Genomic DNA, 24,914 nt, shown 5'->3' with positions numbered 1-24,914 from the left:
GCGCTGCAGTGGCTGGGGGGTGACCTGGGGGGCGGCTACTTTGCCGGGGTGACGCCCGCCCTGCAGGGGTCATGGCTGGCCGTGCTGGGGTACGGTGCTCTGGGCGTGCTGGCGGCGATACTGGGCGGCTGGTGGCCCGCTTTGGCCGTGCGCGGGCTGGCACCGGCGCAGGCGCTTAAAGGGGTGCCGATGCAGCCCGGCCACGCGCCCAGCGGTGCACGCGCCTGGGTGGGGCCGGCGCTGATGGCGCTGGGGGCGGCGCTGTGTCTGCTGCCCCCGGTGGCGGGGCTGCCCCTGGGCGCCTACATGGGGATTGCCGCGCTGTTGGTGGGGGGCATTCTGGCCCTGCCGGCGGCCGTGACCCGTGCGCTGTCGTGGTTGGCCCCCCGGGCGGCCCGGCGTCCGTTGGCCCTGCTGGCGGTGGAGCGGGCCCGGCGCTACCCCGGCAGCGCCGCCGTGGCCACCAGCGGGGTGGTGGCCAGCTTGGCGCTGTCCGTGGCGCTGACGGTGATGGTGGGCAGCTTCCGCCAGTCGATGATGACGTGGCTGGACGCGGTGCTGCCCGCCGATCTGTATGTCCGGGCGCTGGCGGGCGGGCGCGACGCGGCGACGCTGGATCCGGTCTTCATCGACGCGGTGCGTCGCCTGCCTGGCGTGGTCCGGGTGGATGGCCAACGCCAGCGCACCCTGATCCTCGACCCCCAGCGACCGCCGGTCACGCTGCTGGCGCGCCCCTTGCGGGATGCGCAGGGGGCCGTCCCGGCCACGTTACCGCTGCCGCTGGTGGGGCTGGCGCAGCCCCTCCCGCCGGCGGCGGACGCAGTCGGTGTGTGGGTCAGCGAGGCGGTGGTGGACCTGTATGGGGCACAGGTGGGCCAGTCCATCGCCCTGCCCGGCTTGGGGCCGGCGGGCACGCGCTTCGTGGTCGTGGGGGTGTGGCGCGACTACGCACGCCAGCAAGGCAGTGTGGTGCTGGACGCGGCGGACTTTGCCCGCTTGACGGGCGACACCGCGATCAACGATCTGGCGGTGTTCCTGGCCCCCGGCGCGGCAGCCGAGCCGCTGCAGCGCCAGATCGAGGCGCTGGCGGCGGGGCAGGTCCAGGTGTCGAGCGCGCAGGCGATTCGACGGATATCGATGAATATCTTCGATCGCAGCTTTGCGGTGACGTACTGGTTGCAGGCGATCGCCATCGGCATGGGGCTGATGGGGGTGTCGGCCAGCTTCAGCGCCCAGGTGCTGGTGCGGCGGCGCGAGTTTGGGCTGCTGCGCCACCTGGGGCTGTCGCGGGCGCAGGTGCTGGGCCTGGTGACGGCAGAGGGGGCGCTATGGACCGTGTTGGGCGCCGTCGCCGGGTTGGCGCTGGGATTGGCGGTGAGTACGGTGCTGGTGCACGTGGTCAATCCGCAGAGTTTTCACTGGACCATGGAGTTGGCCGTGCCCATCGGTCGCCTGGCCGCGCTGGCCCTGGCCGTCGTCGCAGCGGGGACTCTGACCGCCTGGGCCAGCGGGCGGCTGGCGGTGCGCCGCGAGGCGGTGCTGGCCGTGCGGGAGGAGGCGTGATGGACGCGCACACCCCGCCGCCACGTCGACGCCTGCTGCAGGGACTGGCGGCGGGGGCGTGGGCCGGCGTGTCGGCCGGGGGCTGGCCGCAGTGGGCGCGGGCCGCGCCCGGGGAGTTGGGGCGCCGGCCATTGGTGTTTCCGCGCGACCACGGCAGCCATCCGGACACCCAAACCGAATGGTGGTATCTGACGGGCTGGCTGCGAGCCCCGCAGGGGGCGCTGTGGGGGTTTCAGGTGACGTTCTTCCGCTCGCGGGTGGCGGCCACGCAGGCGCTGCGCAGCCGGCTCGCAGCGCGGCAGTTGCTGTTCGTCCACGCCGCGGTGACCGATGTCGCGGCCGGGCGCCTGTACCACCACCAGATGACGGCTCGCTGGGATGGGCGCGATCCCCCGCGCGGGGAAGAGCCCGTGATCGCCGTCGCGCGCACGGGGGATACCGATGTGCGTATCCGTGACGCCGTGCTGTGGCGTGGCCCGGACGGCAGCTACCAGGCCCGGGTGGCCGCGGGGGATTGGGCGCTCGACCTGCGGGCCACGCCGACCCAGCCCCTGTTGCTGCAGGGCGAGGCTGGGTGGTCCCGCAAGGGGCCGGAGCCCCGGCAGGCGAGCTTCTATTACAGCCAGCCGCAGTTGCGCATGACCGGCCGGCTGGTGCGGACCGGCCGAGTCGCCGAGGTGACCGGGCGGGGCTGGCTGGATCACGAATGGAGCGATGCGCTGCTGCACCCCGACGCCGTGGGGTGGGACTGGATGGGCATGAACCTGGACGACGGTGGCAGCCTGACCGCGTTCCAGTTGCGCCGCGCGGACGGCCGTGCGCTGTGGGCGGGCGGCTCCGTGCGGGCGGGGCTTGCCGCCCAGCCACCGCTGGCGACACGGGCCTTCGCCCCGGGGGAGGTGACCTTCGAGCCGCTGCGCCACTGGACCAGCCGGCGCACTGCCGTGCGCTACCCGGTGCAGTGGCGCGTGCACACCCCTGCAGGGGCGTTCGAGGTACACGCCCTGGCGGACGACCAGGAGTTGGACAGCCGGGCCAGCACCGGCGCCCTCTACTGGGAGGGCTTGAGCGAACTGCGCACCCTGGACGGTCGCCCGGTGGGACGCGGGTATTTGGAGCTGACCGGCTACGGGGGCGCCTTGCGGCTGTGAACGGGGGACGCGGCGGCCGTGGCATTGGGGATGGGAGCTCTCCTTGGCTCAATAATTGAATAATTGTTAAAATATTGTACGATTGATTCCATGCTGACCGAAGCCCAAACCGCCCGAGTCCTAGCCGCCCTGGCCCAACCCGTGCGGCTGCGCGCGTTTCGCGCCCTGGTGGTGGCAGGGCGCGAGGGGCTGACGCCCGGCGCTCTGGCCGAGGCGCTGGGGGTGGCCCCCAGTGCGCTGTCCTTTCACCTCAAGGAGTTGCTGTATGCCGGCCTGGTGACGCAGGAGCGGCAGGGCCGGCATCTGATTTACCGGGCAGCGTTCGATGCGATGCAAGCGCTGCTCGCCTACCTCACCGAAAACTGCTGCCGGGGCGACGCCTGTATCACCCCGGACGCCCTGGCCTGCGATTGTTGATCCCCACCCGCCGAAGGAGAACTCCGTGAAGCGCTTCCACGTCCATCTGCATGTCCAGGCTCTGGACCAGAGCATTGCGTTTTGCTCGCGCCTGTTCGCGGCCGCGCCGGTGCGCGTCGAGCGCGACTATGCCAAATGGATGCTCGACGATCCGCGGCTGGACTTCGCCATCTCCACGCGCGGCGCAGCGTCGGGGGTGGACCACCTGGGCTTTCAGGTGAACGAGGCGTCGGAACTGGGCGAGCTCAAGGCCCGCGCCCAGGCTGCCGACATGGCCCTGCTCGACGAAGGGGCCACCACCTGCTGCTACGCCCGCAGCGAAAAGCATTGGGTGACCGACCCCCAGGGCATCGCCTTGGAGCATTTCTACACCCTGGGCAAAATTCCCGTCTTCCGCGAGGCGGATGCTGCGTCCGACGCTTGCTGCGCGGCCGCGTCCACGGCCTCCGGCGCGCCCGCTGCGTCTGCTGCGTCCGCGGCTGCAACCGTGCCCGCGAACGAGATGCCGCGCTGCTGTGCCCCGACCGCAGGCGCGCGTGCCGCTTGCTGCTGAGGAGGCGACCCATGACCACCCGCCCCCTAAACGTGCTGTTTCTGTGCACCCACAACTCCGCCCGCAGCATCCTGGCCGAGGCGCTGCTCAACGACCTGGGCCGCGGGCGTTTTCGGGCCTATTCGGCGGGCAGCAGCCCGCGCCCGAACCAGCAGCCCCATCCCCTGGCGCTGGCCGTGCTGCGCGAGGCGGGCATTGCCACCGACGGCCTGCGCAGCAAAAGCTGGGATGAGTTTGCCGGCCCCGACGCGCCCGAGATGGACCTGATCATCACCGTCTGCGACAACGCGGCTGGCGAGGTCTGCCCCGCGTGGCCTGGGCACCCCGCCACGGCCCACTGGGGCTACGCCGATCCGTCGGCCGGTGACGCGCCGGATGACGTCAAGCGCGAAGCCTTCCGTCACACGATGCAGCTGATCCGCCATCGGCTGGACATGCTGATGCAACTGCCGCCAGACAAGCTGCAGCGCACGCTGCTGCAGGACACCGCCCGCGAACTGGCCCGGAGCTGACCCATGAGTGTCCCGTGCGAAGTGACAGCCCAGCAGGCGGCCGGCGCCCCCATGAGCGGGTTCGAGCGCTTTCTGACGCTGTGCGTGGCGGTGTGCATCGTGGTCGGCATTGCGCTCGGGCAGTGGCTGCCGGGCGTATTTCAGGCCATCGGCCGACTGGAGGTGGCGCGGGTCAACCTGCCGGTCGGCCTGCTCATCTGGGTGATGATCGTCCCGATGCTGGTCAAGGTGGATTTTGGAGCCCTGGGCCAGGTGCGCCAGCACGTGCGCGGCATCGGGGTGACGCTGTTCGTCAACTGGCTGGTCAAGCCGTTCTCGATGGCGCTGCTGGCCTGGCTGTTCGTGCGCCAGCTGTTCGCGCCCTGGCTGCCGGCGGAGCAGATCGACAGCTACGTGGCCGGGCTGATCCTGCTGGCCGCGGCGCCGTGCACTGCGATGGTGTTCGTCAGGAGCCGCCTGGCGGGCGGTGACCCGCTGTTTACGCTGTCGCAGGTCGCGCTGAACGACACCATCATGGTGGTGGCGTTTGCGCCCATGGTGGCCTTCCTGCTCGGTCTGTCCGCGATCATCGTGCCGTGGGACACGCTGCTCGTCTCGGTGGGGCTGTACATCGTGGTGCCGGTCATCCTGGCGCAGCTGTGGCGGCGCCGGCTGCTGGCGCGGGGGCGCAAGCCTTTGATGCCGCCATGCGGCGCATGGGGCCGTGGTCGATTGCGGCGCTACTGGCCACGCTGGTGCTGCTGTTTGCCTTCCAGGGCGAACAGATCCTGCGCCAGCCGCTGGTGATTGCCCTGCTGGCGATTCCGATCCTGGTCCAGGTGGCGTTCAATTCGGGGCTGGCCTATTGGCTCAACCGTCGGGTGGGCGAGTCGCACGCCGTGGCGTGCCCGTCGGCGCTGATCGGCGCGTCCAACTTCTTCGAACTGGCGGTGGCCGCGGCGATCAGCCTGTTCGGCTTCGAATCCGGTGCTGCGCTGGCCACGGTGGTGGGCGTGCTGATCGAGGTGCCGGTGATGCTGGCGGTGGTGGCTATCGTCAACCGCAGCAAGGGCTGGTACGAGGCGGGGGCGCGCCGGTCGAGCGCGTGAAAGCATCGATCAAAGCCGATGCTTGGCACAAGAAAAATCGATGAAACGAGATGCCTGCGGCCGGCTACATTTGACCGTTCGACCCTGTTCGACGGACCGCCCGCATGCAAAGCCTGCTCGACCCCGCCATCCTGTTCTTCGTCTTCGGCGTGTTTGCCGGCGCGGTGCGCTCCAACCTGGAGATTCCGCCGGCCATCGCCAAGTTCCTGTCGCTCTACCTGCTGATGGCGTTGGGGCTCAAAGGCGGATTCGCGCTGGCCCAGGCGGGCTTCAATCCGGAGATCCTGCTGGGCATCGGCGCGGCCATGGCCATGGCGGTGATCGTGCCGTTGATGGGCTATGCCTTTTTGCGCCGCCACGTCTCGCGCTTGGACGCGGCGGCCGTGGCGGCCTGCTACGGGTCGGTCAGCGCGGTGACCTTCGTCACGGCGACGCAGTTTTTGACCAGCGCCGGGCTGGTGCCCGGCGGCCACATGACCGTGGCGATGGTGCTGATGGAGTCGCCAGCCATCATCGTCGCCGTGCTGCTGGCCAACGCCATCCGCAAGGAGCGCGGCGTGGACGGCTCGCCCAATCTGCGCATCGGGCACATCCTGCACGAATCGTTTACCGATGGCGCGCAGATGCTGCTGCTGGGCGCCATGGTGATCGGCTACCTGAGCGGCGAGACGGGCAAGGCGGTGATGCAGCCGTTCTCGGGCGATCTGTTCAAGGGGATGCTGGCGTTCTTCCTGCTTGACATGGGGTTGATGGTGGCGCGCAACTTCCAAGAGGCGCGCAAGGCGTCGCCGGTGCTGCTGGCCTATGCGGGGCTGGCGCCTCTGGTGCACGCCAGCATCGCGCTGGGTTTGGCCACCGTGCTGGGCATGTCGGTGGGCGACGCCGTGCTGCTGATGGTGCTGTCGGCCAGTGCGTCCTACATCGTGGTGCCGGCGGTGCTGCGTTACGCGATCCCGGAGGCCAACCCGGCGCTGTACTTCGGCCTCAGCCTGGGCGTGACCTTCCCGCTCAATATCCTGCTCGGCATTCCGCTCTACACCCACGTTGCCCAGACCCTGCTGGGCTGATGCCACCGATCAATCGTCGTCATCGTCCCCGTGGTCGCGCTGCAGCCACGCCGCGGGGGCACCCGCGGTGTCCGTCGGCCGGGCGGGGGCATGTTGCCATTCCCACGCCCAATAGGCCAGCACCGCGATCAGCAGCAGGGCGGCCAGTCCGCTGTGGTTGCGGGCTGCCAGGTCCGGCCCGCGTCCGGCGATGCGGCCGGACAGCATGGGACGGGCCAGATTCTGGCGGCGCCACACGCTGAGCGCCGCGAGCAGCCCGACGTGCAGCAGCGCCAGGGCGAGCAACGTGTTGCCGAAGAACTCGTGCACCTCCTCCAGCCACTCGCCGCCCCAGTCGTGGAAGGTGGCGTAGCCGCTGAGGGTGAGCGGCAGCACGGCCAGCAGCAGCCCGGCGATGACGCCGGCCATGGCCAGGTTCTGGCCCTGCCGGCTCGCGGCGGCCAGTCCCGCCGGCTGGGGGGGCCAGACGGCACCGCGCACGCTGCGCCACCAGCCGGGCGCCGCCGCCAGCTTGCGGCCCAGGGCGGCCAGCCGGGCCTGGCGCGGCCCGATCAGCCCATAGAGCACGCGAAAGCCCAGCAGGCCGGCGAAGGTGTAGCCCAGTACGACATGCACGAGCCGCCAGCGCTCGCCATCGGCGGTCAGGTAGGCGCCGGCGAAGCACAGCGCGAACAGCCAGTGGAAGACGCGCGTTGGCGCATCGGTCACACGGCGGCTGGGGGGTGCCATGGGGGGTGTCAGGGATCCGGCGGCCGCCACGCGGTCGGGGGCGGCGGGGTGTGGGGACGCGATCATGGTCGGCTCCGTTTGTCAGTCATCGAGGAAGGCGCGCTGGTAGCGGGCGGGCAGCCCGGCCGGCATGCGCAGGTCGTGGTCGCTGAAGCGGCCTTGCTCTGCACCGCCATGGCAGGCGGCGCAATTGGCCGCGCTCTTGACGCCGGCCAGGCGCCACACGGCGGCGTCCAGGCCGCGGTGCTTGTGTTCGAACCAGGCGGTGCGGGTGATCCGGTCGTCGGGCGCCGGATCCAGGCCGATGCGCCGGCCCGTCCCGCCGTGCGCCTGCAGCCAGCCGCTGAGTTGCTGCACGGTGGCCGGATCCAGCGAGGCGTCGGTGCCGTAGTGGCGCTCCAGCCCGGTCATGAGCCGCTTCCAGGAGGCGGGTGGCAGCAGGGCGGGCGGGTAGGCGACGTGGCAGGTGCCGCACTCGGCGCGGTAGATTGGTGGCGTCTGGGCGGGCAGGCGCACGCTGTCGGCGAAGACGATGGTGGCGGCCAGGGTGCCGATCAGCAGCACCGCGGCGCGGCGCAGGGCAGGGGGCAGGCAGGGGCGCATGGGGCGGGCTCCGGATCAGGGACGCAGACGCGTCAGGTAGGCCAGCACGTCGGCCTTCTCGGCGGCGGTGCAGGCGCGGCCCAGCACTTCGCCGCAGTTGCGGCGGAACCACTTGTCCAACCGGGCGCGTTCTGTCAGCGCTTCCGGGTTGGCGGCCGGGGCCAGCGGCGCGATGGACTTGCCGGTGCTGGCGTGGCGGCCTGCGCGGGTCGGCGGTTCGCCATGGCAGCTGGCACAGGACCACTCGCGGCCGTGGGTCTGGGTGAAGAGGCGCTGGCCCCGCGCGGCGTCGGCGGGGGCGCCGGCCTCGGCCTGGAAGCGGGCGAGTTCCGCCGCCGGGGTGGTGTCACCGGCCAGCGATGGGGCAGGCGTGGTCATCAGCCAAGCGCAACAGGCCAGGGCAGCCAGTACGGGCCCCGGCGCACGGGACCAGGGACGCAGGGAAATGGGGGACATGGGGGCTCCTGGGGTGGGTCTCAACGCGATGGCGGCATGGTGCGCCGTCCCACCTGTACCGAACCTGAAGCCGCCGTTCAGCCGCCGTTCAGGGTTGGGCAGGCACAATGGGCAGAACCCCCATCGGGGGATATGCCCCTGCTGCAGGATGCGATCCAACCTTGCCACCGCGTTGCTGGCCGCTCTGCTCGGCGGTCTGCCGTGGGCCGCGCACGCGGACCGGGACCACGACCGGGCCCGCGCCGCGCTGTTGGCTGGTCAGATCCTGCCGCTGCCGGTCATCCTGGATCGGGTGCGGCCCGAGGTGCCCGGTGACGTGCTGGAGGTGGAGCTGGAGCGCGAGGATGGGCGCTGGGTGTACGAGTTGAAGTTGCTGCAGCCGGGCGGGCGCCTGCGCAAGGTGGCGGTGGATGCCGCGACCGGTCAGGTGCTGGGCGGCGCGGGAGGGCGCTGATGCGGGTGCTGGTGGTGGAGGACGAGCCGACCTTGTCGGCCCAGTTGCGGCAGCTGCTGGAGGGGACAGGCTATGTGGTGGACCAGGCGGCCGATGGCCGCCAGGCCTGGGCCCTGGGGGGCGTGGAGCCCTACGACGCCATCGTGCTGGACCTGGGCCTGCCGTTGCTGGACGGCCGGACGGTGCTGCAGCGCTGGCGCGCCGAGGGTGTGACCGCGCCGGTGCTGATCCTGACCGCGCGCGACGCCTGGCACGAAAAGGTCGCGGGCATCGACGCCGGGGCGGACGACTACCTGACCAAACCCTTTCATGGCGAGGAGCTGCTGGCCCGGCTGCGGGCGCTGATCCGCCGTGCCAATGGCCGCGCGACGCCGGTGCTGGTGTGCGGGCCGCTGACGCTGGACACCCGCAGCGGCCGCGCCAGCCTGGACGGCGAGCCGCTGGTGCTGACGGCCCACGAACTCAAGCTGCTGTCCTACCTGATGCACCGGCCCAACACCCTCGTCGCCCGCACCGAGCTGACCGAGCACCTGTATGCGCAGGACCAGGAGCGCGACTCCAACACGATCGAGGTCTTCATCGCCCGGTTGCGCAAGAAGCTGCCCGCGGGTCTGATCGAGACCGTGCGAGGCATGGGCTACCGCCTGCAGCCACCGGGGGCCGGAGCACCGCCATGAGCGCGGTGCTGCCGGGCCCGTCGCTGCGGTGGTGCCTGCTCGCCGCGACTGCTGTGGCCCTGGGCGTGGCGCTGGTGGTGGCCGGTGTCGTGATCGCCGGTCTGTTCCGACAGCACGCGACCGCGCAGGCCGACGCGCAGCTGCTGCGCCACCTGGACCAGGTGACCGCGGCGCTGGAAGCGGACGCGGATGGGCTGCCGCGCGTGGTTGGGGCCTTGAGCGATCCGCGCTGGACCCGGCCCTATGGCGGGCTCTACTGGCAGGTGCAACCGCTGAGCCCGGGGGCGCTGCCGCAGCGATCCCGTTCCCTCTGGGACGCCGTGCTGCCGCTGCCGGACGATCCCCTCACCGACACCGAGCTGCACCGCCATGACCTGACCGGCCCCGCGGCAGTCCCGCTGCGTGCGCTGGAGCGGCGGGTGACCGTGCCGGGTGCCCACGCACCGTGGCGCGTGGTGGTGGCGGTGGATGGGCGTGAGCTCGAGGCGGCAGTAGGAGACTTCCAGCGCGCGCTGGCCGCATCGCTGGGCGTCTTGGGCCTGGCCCTGCTGGGTGTGGCCTGGGTGCAGATCCACGTCGGTCTGCGCCCGTTGCGCAGCCTGCAGAGCGCGGTGGAGCGGGTCCGGGCGGGCACCCAGCCGCGGCTGCAGGGCGATTTCCCGGCCGAGGTGGCCCCGCTGGTGGACGACTTCAACCGCGTGCTGGCGCATGACGAGCAGGTGGTCGAACGCTCGCGCCGGCTGGCGGGCAACCTGGCCCACGCGATCAAGACACCGCTGGCGGTGATGGCCGGTCTGGCGGACGATCCCGCGCTGCCGCGCGAGGCCCTGGCGCGGCAGCTGCGCGAGCAGGTGGACGCTGCGGGGCAGCAGGTGGACTGGCATCTGCGGCGCGCGCGGGCCGCCAGTGACGGCACCCCCGGGCACCGCACAGCGGTGGCCCCCGTGCTGGAGGGGCTGTTGCGTGTGATGGGCAAGGTGCACGCGCCGCGCGACGACCGTCAGTCCCTGGATCTGACGCTCGCGCCGGTGGCGGCCGACCTGGGCTTTGCCGGCGAGCGTCAGGACCTGCAGGAGATGGAGGGCAATCTGCTGGACAACGCCTGCAAATGGGCCTCGACCCGGGTGGCAGTGGCCGCCGAGCGCGTGGACGGCCGGCTGTGCGTGCGGGTGGACGACGACGGGCCCGGGCTGGATCCCGCGCAGTGCGAGGCCGTCCTGCAGCGCGGCGTGCGCGCCGACGAGCGGGTGCCGGGTGCCGGCCTCGGTCTCGACATTGTGCGCGAGGTGGCGGCGCTTTACGGCGGGTCGCTGACCCTCACCCGGGGGCCGTGGGGCGGTCTGCGCGCCGAGCTGCGGCTGCCCGCGGCCTGAGCCGCCGTCCGACGAATGGCGGGATTGCGCCCTCGCGGCGGGAACTCTGGCCGCTGGCCGCGCTCTGAGCACCCAGTTCGGTTCTGTTTGCGTGTACCGCGAAGCCTGACCCGCCTGGCTGCGATCCGGGTCGGCACGAAAACCTGCTGGGGCGGTTCTCCTCCTCCCTCCTCCTCCTCCTGTTGTCTCGGCAGGCGCTTCGCGGTACCTTTTTATTCCCTCACTGCGGCGGCAGCGTGTCCTGAAAACTTGCGCGCTGCGACAGCCGCTCGTGCAGGCGGGCCAGGTTGGGGTAGGCGCCCCGCCAGTCGATGGACGAAAAGCGGAAGTCCAGATAGCCCAGCGCCACACCCACCGCGATGTCGGCCAGCGACAGGTGGATGCCGTGACAGTGCGGCCAGTCGCCCAGCCCCAGGCTCATGGCCTTGAGTGCGTGCTGAATCTTGTCCAGATGCCGGTCGATCCAGGCCTGGCTGCGCTCAGTCGGCGCGCGGTGCGGCCATGCGGTCTCCAGCCGCGCCGCCACGGCGGCATCTAGCAGTCCGTCGGCCAGCGCCTCCCAGGTCTTGACCTCGGCGCGCTCGCGTCCGGTGGCGGGGATCAGCTTGCCCACCGGGGACAGCGTGTCCAGGTACTCGACGATCACGCGCGAGTCGAACACCGCTTCGCCGCCTTCCATCACCAGACAGGGCACTTTGCCCAGCGGGTTGGCCTCCACTACCGTGCTGTCGGCGGCCCAGGGGTCGGCCAGCTCGAGCTGAAAGTCGAGTTTTTTCTCGGCCATGACGATGCGCACCTTGCGCACGTAGGGGCTGGTGAGGCTGCCGATGAGCTTGAGTTTCATGGTGATGAGGATCGGGTCGTGGCGGCGCGGTCGTCCCCGCGGGGCCCGGGCGCCGGGGAGCCGAGTGTAGAGATGCCGGGCGCCTACAATCGGGGCCACTATGCAAGTCCACGCTGACACCTCCCTTGCCACGTCGGATGCCGCGCTGATGGCGCTTTCGCCGCTGGACGGCCGCTATGCCGCCAAGGTCGCCGCGCTGCGGCCGATCTTCAGCGAATACGGTTTCATGCACCGGCGCGTGCAGGTGGAGTTGACGTGGTTCGAGCGCCTGAGCGATCTGGGCTTGCTGGAATTTCCGCCGCTGTCGGCGGCGGCGCGTGCGCACCTGCGGCGCGTGGTGCGCGACTTTGCGCCGGCGGATGCGGCGGCGATCAAGGCGATCGAGAAGACAACCAACCACGACGTCAAGGCGGTGGAGTACTGGATCCGAGGCCACGCCGAGCTAGGCGTGCCGGGGGTGTTCGACGGCTGGCCGGAGCTGCAGCGCGTCGGCGCGTTTGTGCACTTTGCCTGCACCAGCGAGGACATCAACAACACCAGCCACGCGCTGCAGCTGCAGGTCGGCCGCGCGGTGCTGCTGCAGGGGCTGGAGGCGATCCTCGCGCGGCTGCGCGAGCTGGCGCATGCGTGGGCCGAGTCGCCGATGCTGTCGCGCACGCACGGCCAGACCGCCAGCCCCACCACCGTCGGTAAGGAGCTGGCCAACGTGGTGGCGCGGCTCGAGGCGGCGCGCGAGCGCATCGCCGCGGTGCCGCTGCGCGCCAAGATGAACGGGGCGGTTGGCAACTACAACGCGCACCTGGCGGCCTACCCGGAGGTGGACTGGGAGGCGTTCGCCCGCAGCGTGGTGGAGACGCCGGCGCCGGGGCCGGACACGCCGCCGGAGGCGCCGGTTGGCCTCGGGCTGACGTTTCAGCCCTACAGCATCCAGATCGAGCCGCACGACTACATGGCCGAGCTGTTCGACGCCGTGGCGCGCAGCAACACCATCCTCGTCGATCTGGCGCGCGATGTCTGGGGCTACATCAGCCTGGGCTACTTCAAGCAGAAGCTCAAGGCCGGCGAGATCGGCTCCTCCACGATGCCGCACAAGGTCAACCCGATCGACTTCGAGAACGCCGAGGGCAACCTGGGGCTGGCCAACGCGCTGCTGCGCCACCTGAGCGAGAAGCTGCCGATCAGCCGCTGGCAGCGTGACCTGACCGACTCCACGGTGCTGCGCAACATGGGCGTGGCGCTGGGCTACGCGGTGCTGGCGCACCAGTCGCTGCAGACGGGCCTGGGTAAGCTGGAGCTCAACCCGCCGGCGCTGGCGGCCGACCTGGACGCCGCGTGGGAGGTGCTGGCCGAGCCGATCCAGACCGTGATGCGCCGCTATGGCGTGCCAGGCGCCTACGAGCGGCTGAAGGAGGCCACGCGCGGCCAGCAGGTCACGCGCGCGGCGTTGCTCGCGCTGATCGACGACCTGCCGATCCCCGATGCCGAGAAGGCCCGTCTGCGCGCGTTGACGCCGGCGGGCTACGCCGGCAAGGCCGCCGAGCTGGCGCGGCGGATTTGACAGGGGCTGGCCGGGCGGCTCAGGCGGGTGGCTGCTGCAGGGGCGGGGTGGTCTCCTCGGCGCGGGCCGCGCCCTGGCGCTCCACGGCGCGCTCGGCATAGACGTTGAAGCGCCAGGCGCTGTCCTCCAGTGTGATGCGGCGCCAGACGGCGCGCTTCTCGCCCGGCGTCATCGCCGGCCAGCGCGTCACCTCGTCGTGCGTGCGGCCGCAGCCCTTGCAGACCGCATCGCCCTGGTTGGTGGAGCAGATGGCGATGCACGGCGTGTCCGGGGTAGTGTCGTACCACGCCTTCCAGGCCGCCCAGGCGACGCGCGGCATGGTGTGTTCGTCGGCTTCGTCGGTGCGGTAATAGACCATCAGCGCGTAGACCTCGGCCAGCGCGCGCAGCTCGGGCCCCAGGGTCACGCCGTCGGGCGAAGGCTGGCGCGCGCGCCAGTGGTTGATCGCGGCCTCAATGTCGGTGATGTGGATGCCGGCCATGCGAATGTACGGGGTGAATGCCAAAAACGGGGGCTGCCGGGAATCGGGGCGATGATCTTAGCCGCAGCGGCGCGCGTCCGTCAGCGGCGCGGCGGCTGCTCGGCCAGCTGCTCGCGCAGCAGGCTCTCGGCGTAACGGGCGCGGGCGTCCAGCACGGACAGTTCCATCAGATCGTCCACCCCGCGCTCGCGTGCCAGCCGCTGGGCGGCACGGAAGCGGTCCAGCGCACCCGCCGGGTCCAGCCACGCCAGCCGCGCTTCGCCCTCGGCGCGGGTGGCGCGCACGGGCTGGCCCAGCGCATGCTGCACCGATGCCAAGGCGCTCCAGGCTCCGGCGTCCCGCGGATGCTCCACACACCACGCCTGCAGCCGGGTCACGGCCCGTTGGGCCACTGGGCTGGGCAGCGCGGTTGCGGCCCCGGCCGCCAGCAGCAGCCCGGCGCGGCCCCCTGCATCCAGGCCCCGCTCCGCCCAGGTGGGCAAGGCCTGCCCTTCGGTGGACGGCAGGCGCGGGTCGGTGCGCAGCATCGACAGCAGCTCCAGGTGCAGCAGATCGGCCGCTAGCCGGGCGTCGTCCGCGTCCGCCGCCTCGCGCACGGCGGGCAGCAGACGCAGCGCGCCGGGGGCGTCGCGCAGCCAGGCGCAGCCCAGCGCGCCGGCGTACAAGCGCCCGGGGTCGCGCACTCCGCGTCCGTCGCGTCCATCGAGCGCTGCGCTCGCGTGTGCCTGCAGCCGGTCTGGGGCCGGGTCGGCCAGCACCCGCGCGCGCGCCGCCATGAAGGCGTGGCCGGTGGGCGACACGGGGCCTGCCGCCGTTCCCGGCGTGCGGGCTGCCGCATCCATCGGCAGGCGTGCCCGCATGTCGGCCACGCGCTCGGTCGTCAGCGGGTGGCTGCGCAAATAGGGGAAGCTGCCATCGTCGTTCAGGCGGGCCGACTGTTGCAGCCGGTCGAACATGCCGATGAAGCCGTGGCCGTCGAAGCCCGCCGCCTGCAATACGGTCAGGCCGATGCGGTCGGCTTCGCGCTCCATGTCGCGCGAGAAGTTGAGCTGCCCCTGCATCGCGACGGCCTGGCCGCCCGCGATCGCGGCGCTGGCGATGTCCGCGTTGCGGGCCGCGCTGGCGGCCAGCGCCCCCAGCACCATCGCCGCCAGTATCAGGGGGGCCTGCTGGCTTTGCCGGCTCAGCAGTCGGGCGATGTGGCGCTGCGTGACATGGCACAGCTCGTGCGCGAGGACCGAGGCCAGCTCGTCCGCGCTGCCGGTTACGCCGATCAGCCCCAGGTGCACGCCCAGGTAGCCCCCGGGCAGCGCAAAGGCGTTGACCGTACGGTCGCGCGCCAGCAGCAATTGCCACGCGTAGCGCTCAGCTAGTTCATCCAACAGCTCGCCGCGGCGCCGCGCGGCCTGAAACAGCGGATTCCAGATGCGCTGCAGGTAGTCGCCCAATACCGGGTCGTCCAGGTAAGCGGGGTCGCGGTAGATGGCGCGCGCGATCTGGTCGCCGATGCGCCGCTCCTCGGACAGCGTCAGGTCCCCGCCATCGCCCAGTGCCGGCAGACCCGTGGCCGCGCCAGCGCCCGCCGGCGTGGCTGCGCCGGCCACGCCCACCAAGGGCAGCAGCGCGCGGGCGGTGGCGCCGGCGAATGCGCCCCGCAGGGCGCCCGCCAGCCAGTCGCGTCGCCGGCAACCCAGCGGTGCCAGGCGCGGCGGAGCGTCGTCATTGGGCATGGCTTCCGTCGTGCGGTGAAGGGACTGGCTCATCCCCGTATGATGCCGTGTCGGTGCCGTGAATTCCCTGTCAGCCATGACCGCCTCCTCCCTTACCCCCGAGACCGCTTCGCCACTCACCCATTTCGACGCCCAGGGCCAGGCCCACATGGTGGACGTCGGCGCCAAAGCCGCCACCCACCGCACGGCCGTGGCCGAGGGGCGCATCCGCATGCAGCCGACGACGCTGGCGCTCATCCAGCAAGGCAGCGTCAAGAAAGGCGACGTGTTGGGGGTGGCGCGCATCGCGGGCATCATGGCGGCCAAGCGCACCAGCGATCTGATTCCGCTGTGCCATCCGATCGCGCTGACGCGCGTGGCGCTCGAGTTTGCCGTCGAGCCCGACGCCGCCGCCGTGCGCGTGCAGGCCACGGCGGAGACCGTCGGACCGACCGGGGTGGAGATGGAGGCCCTGTCCGCCGTCCAGGTGGCGCTGCTGACCATTTACGACATGTGCAAGGCGGCCGATCGGGGCATGGTGATCACGGACGTCCGCCTGCTGGAAAAACACGGCGGCAAGTCCGGTTCCTTCGTCAACCGGTGATTCGGCTGTGGATCGACCCCGCGCTGGGGCGCTGAGTGCTGCGCGAGACCGAGGGCGAATACCTGATGGGCGGCGGCGGGGATGAGCTGAGCAACTGGCAGCTCGAAGACCGCTGGCGTTGGGAGCTGCTGGCCTGGACCTGAGCGACCGGACGGTTATCGGGGCTGTGCGATGATGCGCGGCTGGCGACGCGCGGATCGCGCCGCCTGTGTGGGGTTGCAGGATGAAGCGAATCGTCAAATGGGGCCTGCCGCTGGCCGTGGTGGTGCTGATCGTGGGCCTGTCCGTGCAGGGGGTGATGCAGCGCCGCGCATCGACCGAAGTGGCGGTGTCCACCGCCCCTGCGGCGCTGGAACTGGCCGCTGCCGATCTGGTGACGGCGCAGCGCCGGCCGGTGCTGCGCACGCTGCCGGTCAGCGGCACGGTGGAGGCGGTGCGCACCGCCCTGGTCAAGGCCAAGGTGGCGGCGGAGTTGCGCGAGCTGACGGTGCGCGAAGGCCAGGCTGTGCGGGCGGGGCAGGTGCTTGGGCGGCTGGATGCCACCGAGTTCGAGGCCCGCGTGCGCCAGGCGCGGCAGCAGGCGGAATCGGCCCGCGCTCAACTGGAGATTGCCGAGCGTACGTTGCAGAACAACCGGGCCTTGGTGGAGCAGGGCTTCATCTCGCGCAACGCGCTGGACACGGCGGTGTCGAATGCGGCCGGGGCCCGCGCCGGCCTGCTGGCGGCCGAGGCCGCGGCGGACGTGGCGCGCAAGGCGCTGGAGGACACGGTGCTGCGCGCGCCCATCGACGGCTGGGTGGCGCAGCGCTTCGCGCAGCCCGGCGAGCGCGTGGCGGCGGATGCGCGGGTGCTGGAGATCGTGGATCTAAGCGCGCTGGAACTGCGCGCCGTGTTGCCGCCCGAACAGGTGGGGGCGGTGCGCGTGGGCGCCCCCGCGACGCTGCGCGTGGACGGTTTGCCCGCGGCGGTGCCGGCGCGCGTGGTGCGCATCAACCCCAGCGTGCAGGCGGGCACCCGGGCGGTACCGGTCTATCTGGCGCTCCAGGCGCGCGACGGCCTGCGCCACGGGCTATTTGCCACCGGCCGCATCGAGGTGGCGCGCGAGACGGCCCTGACGCTGCCCGAGTCGGCCGTGCGACTGGATGCGCCCCAGCCTTATGTGTGGCTGCTGCAGACGGATCGCCTGGTGCGCCGCACGGTCGAGGTGGAGACCAGCGCCGAAGCCGATGGGGAGCCGGTGCGCATCATCCGCAGCGGGCTGGCCGACGGCGACCGGGTGCTGGCGGGCACCATCGGGGGCGTGCGCGATGGCACGGCCGTGCGGCTGAGTGCGGCCCCCACCGGCCAGTGAGGGCGCGCGTCCATGTGGTTCACCCGCGTCTCCATCGCCAACCCGGTGTTGGCCACCATGGTCATGTTGGCCTTCGTGGTGCTGGGGCTGTTTTCGCTGCAGCGGCTCAAGGTCGATCAGTTCCCGGACGTGGAGTTTCCCGTCGTCGTGGTGCAGGTCGAGTATCCCGGTGCCTCGCCCGAGATCGTCGAGACCGAAGTCACCAAGAAGATCGAGGAGGCGGTCAACTCGATCGCGGGCATCAACCAGCTTTTCTCGCGCAGCTACGACAGCCAGTCGGTCGTGATCGTGCAGTTCAATCTGGACGTCAACGGCCGCCTGGCCGCCGAGGATGTGCGCGAAAAGGTGGCCGGCATCCGCGCCCAGTTGCGCGACGAGGTCCGCGAGCCGCGGGTGCTGCGCTTCGACCCGGCCTCGCGGCCGATCTACACGTTGGCGCTGACCTCTGCCGATGGCAGACGCAGCCCGGTGGAGCTGACCACCTACGCCGACCAGGTGGTCAAGAAGCGGCTGGAGAATGTGCGCGGCGTGGGTTCGGTGACGCTGGTGGGCGGCGTGGCGCGCGAGATCAACCTCTACCTCAAGCCCGAGGCGATGGAGGCCTACGGCGTGGGCGTGGAGCAGGTGCTGCAGGCCGTGCGCACCGAAAACCAGGACCTGCCCGCCGGCTCGCTGCACTCCCGCGAGGCGGAACGGTTGGTGCAGGTCAAGGGGCGCTTGCCCGAGCCCGAGGCCTTTCGCGACCTGATCGTGGCGCGCCGGGGGGCGGGCGGCAGCACGGTGCCGGTGCGGCTGGGGCAGATTGCCGACGTCGTCGATGGCCCGCAGGAGGTGGAGAGCCTGGCGCTGTTCGACGGCCGCCGCACGCTTGCACTGGATGTACAAAAAGCCCAGGGCGAAAACACCATCGACGTGGTGGACGGCCTCAACCGCGTGGTGTCGCAACTGCGCGCGGAACTGCCCGCTGGGATGGCCATCGACGTGGTGCGCGACAACGCCCGCCCCATCCGCGTGGCGGTCACCAACGTTCGCCAGACGCTCATCGAGGGCGCGGTGCTCACGGTGGCCATCGTGTTCCTGTTCCTCAACTCCTGGCGCTCGACGGTCATCACCGGGCTGACGCTGCCCATCGCGCTGATCGGCACCTTCCTGTTCATGTACGGGTTTGGCTTCTCGATCAACATGATCACGCTGATGGCGTTGAGCCTGTGCGTGGGCCTGCTGATCGACGACGCCATTGTCGTGCGCGAGAACATCGTGCGCCATGTGCAAATGGGCAAGGACGCGCACCGCGCCGCCCTCGACGGCACGCACGAGATCGGGTTGGCCGTGCTGGCCACGACGCTGTCCATCGTCGCGGTGTTCCTGCCCATCGGTTTCATGGGCGGCATCATCGGCAAGTTCTTCCACGAGTTCGGCATCACCATCGTGGCGGCGGTGCTGATCTCGATGTTCGTCAGCTTCACCCTCGACCCCATGCTCTCCAGCGTCTGGCACGACCCGGCCATCCACGCCGAGGGGCATCCGGCGCCGCGGCGTACCCTGTACGACCGCACGCTGGGGCGGTTGACTGCGGCGGTGGAGCGCTTCACCCACCGGCTGGGGGAGGGGTACCAGGCCCTGCTGGCCTGGTCGCTGGCGCACCGGCGCACCACGCTGGCCGTGGCCGCCGGCAGCCTGGTGACGAGTTTTGCGCTGGTGCCGGTGATGGGCACGGAGTTCGTGCCCAAAGCCGATTTTTCCGAGACGACGCTCAGCTTCTACACCCCCACGGGCTCGTCCATCGAGGTGACCGAGGCCAAGGCCCGGCAGGTGGACGCCATTCTGCGCGAATTCCCGGAGGTGCAATACACCCTGACCACGATCAACAGTGGATCGGCCCAGGGGCGCAACGTGGCCACCGTCTATGTGCGACTGGTCGACCGCACGGCCCGCCAGCGCAGCGTGGACCAAGTGTCGGCCGTGCTGCGCGAGCGGCTGGCGCGCGTCCCCGGCATCACCGTCACGCACGTCGGCCTGCTGGACCCGGTGGGGGGTGCCAAGCCGATTTCGGTGTCGCTGCAGGGCACCGATCTGCAGGCCCTGCAGCGCCTGACCGACCAGGTCACCGAGCGGCTGCGGCACATTCCCGGGCTGGTGGATTTGGACACCAGCATGAAGCCGAACAAGCCCACGGTGGACATCGTGGTGCGGCGCGATACCGCCTCCGACCTGGGGTTGAGCGTGGGCAGCGTCACCCAGGCGCTGCGCGGTCTGATCGCCGGCCAGACCGTGGGCAACTGGCGTGCGGCAGATGACCAGAGCTACGACGTCAAGGTCCGCCTGGCGCCGCAGGCGCGCGAGTCGGTCGAGACGTTGCAGCGCCTGACGCTGACCGTCACCGGCCCGGACGGCACGCCGCGCGCCATCCGGCTGGCGCAGATCGCGGACATTCGGCCCTCGACCGGGCCCAACCAGATCAACCGGCGCGATCTCGCGCGCGAGGTGGAAATCACCGCCAACGTCGCCGGCCGCTCGCTCGGCGAGGTCTCGGCCGACATCCGGCGCGTGCTTGACAGCACCGACTTTCCGCCCGGCTACCGCGCCAAGTTCGGCGGCTCCACCAAAGACATGCAGGAGTCCTTTGGCTACGCACTGTCGGCGCTGGCGCTGGCGGTGATCTTCATCTACATGATTCTGGCTTCGCAGTTCAAGAGCTTCCTACAGCCGATCGCGCTGATGTCGTCGCTGCCGCTGACGCTGATCGGCGTGGTGCTCATCCTGCTGATGTTCGGCTCCACGCTCAACCTGTTTTCCATCATCGGCGTGATCATGCTGATGGGGCTGGTCACCAAAAACGCCATCCTGCTGGTGGACTTTGCCAACCGCGCGCGTGCCGGTGCCAGTGGCGAGGGACTGGCCGGCGAGAAGCTGGACCGCGAAGCGGCCCTGCTGCTGGCGGCGCGGGTGCGGCTGCGTCCCATCCTGATGACGACGCTGGCCATGGTGTTCGGCATGGTGCCGCTGGCGTTTGCGCTGTCGGAAGGCTCGGAGCAGCGCGCCCCCATGGGGCAGGCCGTCATCGGGGGCGTGGTGACCTCGTCGCTGCTGACGCTGGTGGTGGTACCGGTCATTTACTGCTATCTGGACGATTGGGCCGCATGGTGGCGGCGCCGTTTGGGCGCGCGCGGGGGCACGGCCGCATAGAGCGTTCCAGGGGCCACCCGGGCGGGCGTTTGTCGTGCGCGATCGGGCCCTCCATAATGGCAGCCAAGGATTCGGCGCCATCGCGCCGGGTGGCGGCCGGCTCCGGCGCCGTGGCTCAGTAGCGGTAGACGCCGCGCCCGGTCTTGCGGCCCAAGTAGCCGGCGGCCACCATCTCTTTGAGCAGCGGGCAGGGGCGGTACTTGCTGTCGTTGAACTCGGCGAAGTAGACGTTCATCACCGCCAGGCACACGTCCAGCCCGATCATGTCGGCCAGCGCCAGCGGCCCGATCGGGTGGTTGCAGCCCAGCTTCATGCCGGCGTCGATGTCCTCGGGGCTGGCCAGCCCCTCGGCCAGCACGAAGAAGGCCTCGTTGATCATCGGCACCAGAATGCGGTTGACCACGAAGCCGGGCGAGTTTTTCACCGTGATCGGCGTCTTGCCGAGCCTGAGCGCCAGGTCGCGTACGGCGTCGTGCGTGGCGTCGCTGGTCTGCAGGCCGCGGATGATTTCCACCAGCGCCATCATCGGCACCGGGTTGAAGAAGTGCATGCCGATGAAGCGGTCCGCGCGCCCGGTGACGGCGGCCAGTTGCGTGATGCTGATCGAGCTGGTGTTGGTGGCCACCAGCGTCTCGGGTGCCAGCAGGCCGTCGAGCTGGCGCAGGATCTTGAGCTTGAGCTCCAGGTTCTCGGTGGCGGCCTCGATGACGAGCTGCGCGCCCTTGAGGTCGTTGTAGTGGATCGAGGTGCGGATGCGCGCCAGTGCCGCGTCCTTGTCGGCGGCGGTGATTTTTTCTTTCTTGATAAGGCGGTCCAGGCTGCCGGCGATGGTGGCCAGGCCCTTGGTCAACGCGGCGTCGCTGACGTCGATCATGACGACGTTCAGGCCGCTGGTCGCGCAAGCCTGTGCGATGCCGTTGCCCATGGTGCCGGCGCCGACGATGCCGATGGTGTCGATGGACATATCGATAGCTCCTCTCGGGGTGGAATGCAAAGCATCGATTATGCGGTGCCCCAAAATGCACACCCCGCGGCGCAGGCCGCGGGGTGTCGCGCAGAAGAAGGGCCGGCTCTTCGGGAACGGGCCCCGGTCTCGATCAGGCCTTGGCCGCGCGCGGCGACTTGGTGGCGTTGACCGCGGTGGTGGCCACGGCCTTCAGGTTGGCTTCGGCCAGTTCGGTGGCTTGCTTGACGGCCTTTTGCACCGACTCCATCGCCGCCGCGGCGGTGGACACGGCGTTCTTGACGGCGGCCACGGCCGGCTCGCTGCCCTGCGGCGCGTTCTTGACGGCGCTGTCCAGCGCGCTGACGAACTGCTTTTGCGCTTCGGCGGCCTGGGCCTCGGCGACCTTGGCGAACTCGGCGCTCAGGCTGGACGCGATGTCGTACACATGGAGGTTGTAGGCAGCGACCTTTTCGCCCACGGGCTGCAGCATGGCGTTTTGCAGGGCGACCAGATCCTGCATGTTCTTGATGCCCAGGGCGGCCTGGGTGTGCTCGGCCGTTTCGGCCATCAGCGTCTTGGCGGTTTGCAGGTTCAGCTCGGTCAGCTTTTCGACGCCGGCCAGCGTCTTTTCACCCAGGTCGAACGCGGTAGCAGCGTTCTTCTTGTGCAGGGCGACGATTTGTTCGATGGTCATCATGGTGGGACTCCTTGTGAGCGGGTGGATGGGCAATGGGCCATGGCGCGCAACCTGCCCGAAGGGCATCCGTCCGGTGATGGTACCCGGCGGCGTATGCTGCGCTGCAACATGACCCCAAGTATAGGGAGCCGAACCGAAAATGCAAGCGTTTTTGTTGCGATGCAGCAAAAAAGCGACGAGCGGTCACCCCATGTGCCCGCCGCTCAGCGCTCACCGTTGCAGCGGCAGCTCCACATGCCGCAGGTCCGGGTCCTCCGGGTGGGGGGCGATGGCGAAACCCAGGCGCTCCACCAGGCCGAGCATGCCCTTGTTCTCGCGCAGCACGGTGCCGACGATGCGGCGGGTTCCGTGGCCGCGCAGGTAGCGGATCAGTCGCTCCATCAGCAGCCGCCCCAAGCCCATGCCCTTGAGGTCGGAGCGCACCAGGATGCCGTATTCGGCCGTGTCGTTGTCGGGGTCGCAGATGCCGCGCACCACGCCAATGGTCTGCGGCGTGCCGTCGGGCCCGACGCGGGTGGCGATGAAGGCCATCTCGCGGTCGTAGTCGATCTGGGTCAGGCGGGCGAGTTCGCTGTGCTCGATGCTGCGCCGGCTGTAGAAAATGCGCAGGCGGATGTCCTCGGGGTCCACCCGCTCCAGGAAGGCCAGGTGCTGGGCTTCGTCCTCGGGGCGGATGGGGCGCACGGTCAGGGTTTGGCCGTGCCAGTCCAGGGTTTCGACCAGTTCCTGCGGGTAGGGGCGGATGGCAAAGCGCGCCGCGCCGGCGGGGCGCTCGGCGCTGATGCGCACCCGGGCATCCAGCGCAACCGCGCCGTCCACGTCCACGACCAGCGGATTGATGTCGATCTCGGCGATTTCCGGCACGTCGGCCAGCAGTTGCGAGATGGCCAGCAGCGCAGCGTGGATGGAGGGCCGGTGGGCCGGGGGCACGTCGCGGTAGCCGCGCAGCAGCCGCGCGACGCGGGTGCGCTCGATCAGGGATTCGGCCAGCGCGACGTTGAGCGGGGGCAGCGCCAGCGCGCGGTCGGCCAGCACCTCGACGGCCGTGCCGCCCTGGCCGAACAGAATCACCGGGCCGAACAGCGGGTCGATGCTGGCGCCGATGATCAGCTCGTGCGCATGGCGCCGCCGGACCATGGGTTGCACGGTGAAGCCCTCGATGCGGGCGTCGGGCCGGCACCGGGCCACCCGCTCGAGCATGGCGCGGGCGGCCTCGAGTACCTCTTGCGCATCGTGCAGGTTGAGCCGCACCCCGCCGACGTCGGATTTGTGCGTGATGTCGGTAGACAGGATTTTGAGCACCACCGGGTAGCCCAGCGCATCGGCCGCGGCGACGGCGGCCTGGGGGTCGGCGGGAACGCTGCGCAGCGGGGTGACGGGCACGCCCGCGCGCTGCAGCAGCTCCTTGGCCTGGGGCTCGGTCAGCCACTCGCTGCCGGCGGCCAGCGCCTCGCGCACCAGTTGGCGAATGCCGTCCAGATCCGGCGCCAACCCCTCGGGCAGGGCGGGCGGGGTTTCCATCAGCTCCGCCTGGTGGCGGTGGTACTGCCGCAGGAACGAGAAGGCGCGCACCGCCTCTTCGGGCGTGGGGTAGTCGGGGATGCCCGCGGCGCGAAAACGCGCCCGCGCCGCCGCCACGGCGCCGTGGCCCAGCCAGCAGCCCAGCACGCGCGGCGGGCGTTCGGCGGCCAGCGGCAGCAAAGCTTCGGCGATGGTGTCGCTGGGGACGATGGCGGTGGGTGCCTGGATGAACAGAATGGCGCTGTCGCGGTCCTCGCGCAGGATGCGCAGCGCATCCACATAGCGTTGGGCGGGCGCGTCGCCGATGATGTCCACCGGGTTGGCGCGCGACCAGTTGCCCGGCAGCACGGCGTCCAGCCGCGCAACGGTGTCGGGGCTCAGACTCGCCAGCTCCACGCCCATGTGCGCGGCGGCATCGGCCGCCATCACGCCCGCGCCGCCGCCGTTGGTCAAAACCAGCAGCCGCTCGCTGCGGTTGTCGCGGAAGCGCGCCAGCAGCTCCACCGCCAGAAAGAGCTGGTGCAGGGTGTTGACGCGCAGCATGCCCGCGCGGGAGATGGCGGCATCGAATACGTCGTCGGACCCGGCCAGCGCCCCGGTGTGCGAGGCGGCCGCACGGCTGCCCTGCGCCGAGCGGCCGGCCTTGACCAGGATCACCGGTTTGTTGCGGGCCGCGGCCCGCGCCGCGGACATGAACTTGCGTGGCGCCGTGACCGACTCCACGTACATCAGGATGGCGCGGGTGCGCGCGTCGCTGCCCAGGTAGTCGAGCATGTCGCCGAAGTCCACATCTGCGTGCTCGCCCAGCGAGACGAAGTGCGAGAAGCCGATGCCTCGGTCGTTGGCCCAGTCCAGCACCGCCGTGACCAGCGCGCCCGACTGCGAGACGAAGGCGATGTTGCCGGGCTGGGCATCGGCGTGGGCGAAGCTGGCGTTGAGCCCCAGGTGGGGCACCAGCATGCCGATGCAGTTGGGCCCTAGGATGCGCAGCGTGTGGCGGCGCGCGGCGTCGAGCATGGCCTGTTTGTGCGCGGCGTCCAGCCCGGCGGTGACGACCACCGCGGCCCGCGTGCCGCGCTCGCCCAGGCGGGCGATCAGGCCGGGGACGGTGGCGGGCGGGGTGCAGATGACGGCCAAGTCGGGGGCCGCCGGCAGGTCGGCCAGATCGCGCGCCACGGGCACGCCCAGGTCGGGCCGGCGCGGGTTGATCGCAAACAGTTCCCCCTGAAAACCGCGGGACAGGTTGCGCCAGACCGTGCCGCCGACGCTGTGCGGCCGGTCGGACGCACCGAACACCGCCACGCGGCGGGGGGCGAACAAGAATTCGAGGTTGCGGATGCTCATCGCGGTGGGGGCTCCGTGGTGGTGGAGGGG

General features: G+C 70.7%; 22 protein-coding genes and 1 pseudogene. 14 read left to right on the top strand and 9 right to left on the bottom strand.

Annotation, left to right across the window (positions count from 1 at the left end; genetic code table 11):
• The 7 genes and pseudogenes from V7026_RS06000 to V7026_RS05970 form a co-directional block, all read left to right on the top strand.
• The coding region (locus tag V7026_RS06000) for an ABC transporter permease (RefSeq protein WP_334154459.1) at nucleotides 1-1,563 on the top strand (1,563 nt) is incomplete at its 5' end.
• Nucleotides 1,563-2,714: a lipocalin-like domain-containing protein gene (locus tag V7026_RS05995; protein WP_334154458.1), complete on the top strand. Its 1,152-nt coding sequence runs from the start codon at nucleotides 1,563-1,565 to the stop codon at nucleotides 2,712-2,714. The genes V7026_RS06000 and V7026_RS05995, both read left to right, overlap by 1 nt.
• 90 nt (nucleotides 2,715-2,804) lie before the next feature.
• Nucleotides 2,805-3,131 (top strand): ArsR/SmtB family transcription factor, encoded by a 327-nt coding sequence (locus V7026_RS05990; RefSeq protein ID WP_334154457.1) that lies wholly within the window; start codon nucleotides 2,805-2,807, stop codon nucleotides 3,129-3,131.
• Between the two features lie 25 nt (nucleotides 3,132-3,156).
• Nucleotides 3,157-3,684, top strand: a complete 528-nt coding sequence (locus V7026_RS05985) for an ArsI/CadI family heavy metal resistance metalloenzyme (protein WP_334154456.1) — start codon at nucleotides 3,157-3,159, stop codon at nucleotides 3,682-3,684.
• 11 nt (nucleotides 3,685-3,695) lie between these two features.
• Nucleotides 3,696-4,196, top strand: a complete 501-nt coding sequence (locus V7026_RS05980; protein ID WP_334154455.1) for an arsenate reductase ArsC — start codon at nucleotides 3,696-3,698, stop codon at nucleotides 4,194-4,196.
• A 3-nt stretch (nucleotides 4,197-4,199) separates the two neighbouring features.
• Nucleotides 4,200-5,284 (top strand): annotated as a pseudogene (arsB, locus tag V7026_RS05975) (ACR3 family arsenite efflux transporter).
• A 104-nt stretch (nucleotides 5,285-5,388) separates the two neighbouring features.
• Entirely contained in the window at nucleotides 5,389-6,351 is a 963-nt protein-coding gene (locus V7026_RS05970) for a sodium-dependent bicarbonate transport family permease (RefSeq protein ID WP_334154454.1), read from the top strand.
• Between the two features lie 9 nt (nucleotides 6,352-6,360).
• On the opposite strand, the gene V7026_RS05965 is transcribed toward V7026_RS05970, so the two are convergent.
• The 3 genes from V7026_RS05965 to V7026_RS05955 all read right to left on the bottom strand — a co-directional run bounded on the left by V7026_RS05965 (nucleotide 6,361) and on the right by V7026_RS05955 (nucleotide 8,139).
• The gene (locus tag V7026_RS05965) at nucleotides 6,361-7,080 is read right to left on the bottom strand and encodes a cytochrome b/b6 domain-containing protein (RefSeq protein WP_334154453.1); all 720 of its coding nucleotides are present in this window, start codon (nucleotides 7,078-7,080) and stop codon (nucleotides 6,361-6,363) included.
• 81 nt (nucleotides 7,081-7,161) lie between these two features.
• Nucleotides 7,162-7,683, bottom strand: a complete 522-nt coding sequence (locus V7026_RS05960) for a diheme cytochrome c (protein WP_334154452.1) — start codon at nucleotides 7,681-7,683, stop codon at nucleotides 7,162-7,164.
• Nucleotides 7,684-7,698: 15 nt separating this feature from the next.
• Complete coding sequence (locus V7026_RS05955; protein WP_443082320.1) at nucleotides 7,699-8,139, bottom strand: DUF1924 domain-containing protein; 441 nt, start codon at nucleotides 8,137-8,139, stop codon at nucleotides 7,699-7,701.
• 148 nt (nucleotides 8,140-8,287) lie between these two features.
• On the opposite strand from V7026_RS05955, the gene V7026_RS05950 reads away from it, so the two are divergent.
• Genes V7026_RS05950 through V7026_RS05940 form a run of 3 tightly spaced genes read left to right on the top strand, consistent with a single transcriptional unit; the run spans nucleotide 8,288 to nucleotide 10,643 of the window.
• Nucleotides 8,288-8,593 (top strand): PepSY domain-containing protein, encoded by a 306-nt coding sequence (locus tag V7026_RS05950; RefSeq protein ID WP_334154451.1) that lies wholly within the window; start codon nucleotides 8,288-8,290, stop codon nucleotides 8,591-8,593.
• A complete protein-coding gene (locus V7026_RS05945) occupies nucleotides 8,593-9,270 on the top strand; it encodes a response regulator transcription factor (RefSeq protein WP_334154450.1) in 678 nt (225 codons plus the stop codon). The genes V7026_RS05950 and V7026_RS05945 overlap by 1 nt, the downstream gene beginning before the upstream one ends.
• Entirely contained in the window at nucleotides 9,267-10,643 is a 1,377-nt protein-coding gene (locus V7026_RS05940) for an ATP-binding protein (protein ID WP_334154449.1), read from the top strand. The genes V7026_RS05945 and V7026_RS05940 overlap by 4 nt, the downstream gene beginning before the upstream one ends.
• A 220-nt stretch (nucleotides 10,644-10,863) precedes the next feature.
• Here V7026_RS05940 and V7026_RS05935 read toward each other — a convergent pair whose 3' ends face one another.
• The gene (locus tag V7026_RS05935) at nucleotides 10,864-11,487 is read right to left on the bottom strand and encodes a glutathione S-transferase N-terminal domain-containing protein (protein ID WP_334154448.1); all 624 of its coding nucleotides are present in this window, start codon (nucleotides 11,485-11,487) and stop codon (nucleotides 10,864-10,866) included.
• Between the two features lie 100 nt (nucleotides 11,488-11,587).
• Here V7026_RS05935 and purB point away from each other — a divergent pair, with 100 nt between their 5' ends.
• Complete coding sequence (gene purB / locus V7026_RS05930) at nucleotides 11,588-13,045, top strand: adenylosuccinate lyase (RefSeq protein ID WP_334154447.1); 1,458 nt, start codon at nucleotides 11,588-11,590, stop codon at nucleotides 13,043-13,045.
• Between the two features lie 19 nt (nucleotides 13,046-13,064).
• Here purB and V7026_RS05925 read toward each other — a convergent pair whose 3' ends face one another.
• Both V7026_RS05925 and V7026_RS05920 read right to left on the bottom strand, forming a co-directional pair.
• A complete protein-coding gene (locus V7026_RS05925; protein WP_334154460.1) occupies nucleotides 13,065-13,526 on the bottom strand; it encodes a DUF3717 domain-containing protein in 462 nt (153 codons plus the stop codon).
• 80 nt (nucleotides 13,527-13,606) lie between these two features.
• Nucleotides 13,607-15,289 (bottom strand): M48 family metalloprotease, encoded by a 1,683-nt coding sequence (locus tag V7026_RS05920; protein WP_334154446.1) that lies wholly within the window; start codon nucleotides 15,287-15,289, stop codon nucleotides 13,607-13,609.
• Nucleotides 15,290-15,332: 43 nt separating this feature from the next.
• On the opposite strand from V7026_RS05920, the gene moaC reads away from it, so the two are divergent.
• The 3 genes from moaC to V7026_RS05905 all read left to right on the top strand — a co-directional run bounded on the left by moaC (nucleotide 15,333) and on the right by V7026_RS05905 (nucleotide 20,376).
• Entirely contained in the window at nucleotides 15,333-15,839 is a 507-nt protein-coding gene (gene moaC / locus V7026_RS05915) for a cyclic pyranopterin monophosphate synthase MoaC (protein ID WP_334154445.1), read from the top strand.
• Between the two features lie 223 nt (nucleotides 15,840-16,062).
• Nucleotides 16,063-17,190 carry an efflux RND transporter periplasmic adaptor subunit gene (locus tag V7026_RS05910; protein WP_334154444.1) on the top strand — a complete coding sequence of 376 codons (1,128 nt, stop codon included), beginning with the start codon at nucleotides 16,063-16,065 and terminating at the stop codon, nucleotides 17,188-17,190.
• A 12-nt stretch (nucleotides 17,191-17,202) separates the two neighbouring features.
• On the top strand, nucleotides 17,203-20,376 hold the full coding sequence (locus V7026_RS05905) for an efflux RND transporter permease subunit (protein WP_334154443.1): 3,174 nt from the start codon (nucleotides 17,203-17,205) through the stop codon (nucleotides 20,374-20,376).
• A 115-nt stretch (nucleotides 20,377-20,491) separates the two neighbouring features.
• On the opposite strand, the gene V7026_RS05900 is transcribed toward V7026_RS05905, so the two are convergent.
• The 3 genes from V7026_RS05900 to V7026_RS05890 form a co-directional block, all read right to left on the bottom strand.
• Nucleotides 20,492-21,340, bottom strand: coding sequence for a 3-hydroxybutyryl-CoA dehydrogenase (locus V7026_RS05900; RefSeq protein WP_334154442.1), 849 nt, complete (start codon nucleotides 21,338-21,340; stop codon nucleotides 20,492-20,494).
• Nucleotides 21,341-21,473: 133 nt separating this feature from the next.
• A complete protein-coding gene (locus tag V7026_RS05895) occupies nucleotides 21,474-22,019 on the bottom strand; it encodes a phasin family protein (RefSeq protein ID WP_334154441.1) in 546 nt (181 codons plus the stop codon).
• A gap of 210 nt (nucleotides 22,020-22,229) precedes the next feature.
• Nucleotides 22,230-24,884 (bottom strand): bifunctional acetate--CoA ligase family protein/GNAT family N-acetyltransferase, encoded by a 2,655-nt coding sequence (locus V7026_RS05890; protein WP_334154440.1) that lies wholly within the window; start codon nucleotides 24,882-24,884, stop codon nucleotides 22,230-22,232.
• Between the last annotated feature and the right edge of the window lie 30 nt (nucleotides 24,885-24,914).

Origin of the sequence: Tepidimonas sp. (assembly GCF_036825565.1) — a bacterium.
Classification (GTDB): Bacteria; Pseudomonadota; Gammaproteobacteria; order Burkholderiales; family Burkholderiaceae_C; genus Tepidimonas.
This window is presented reverse-complemented; position numbering and strand designations above follow the sequence as displayed.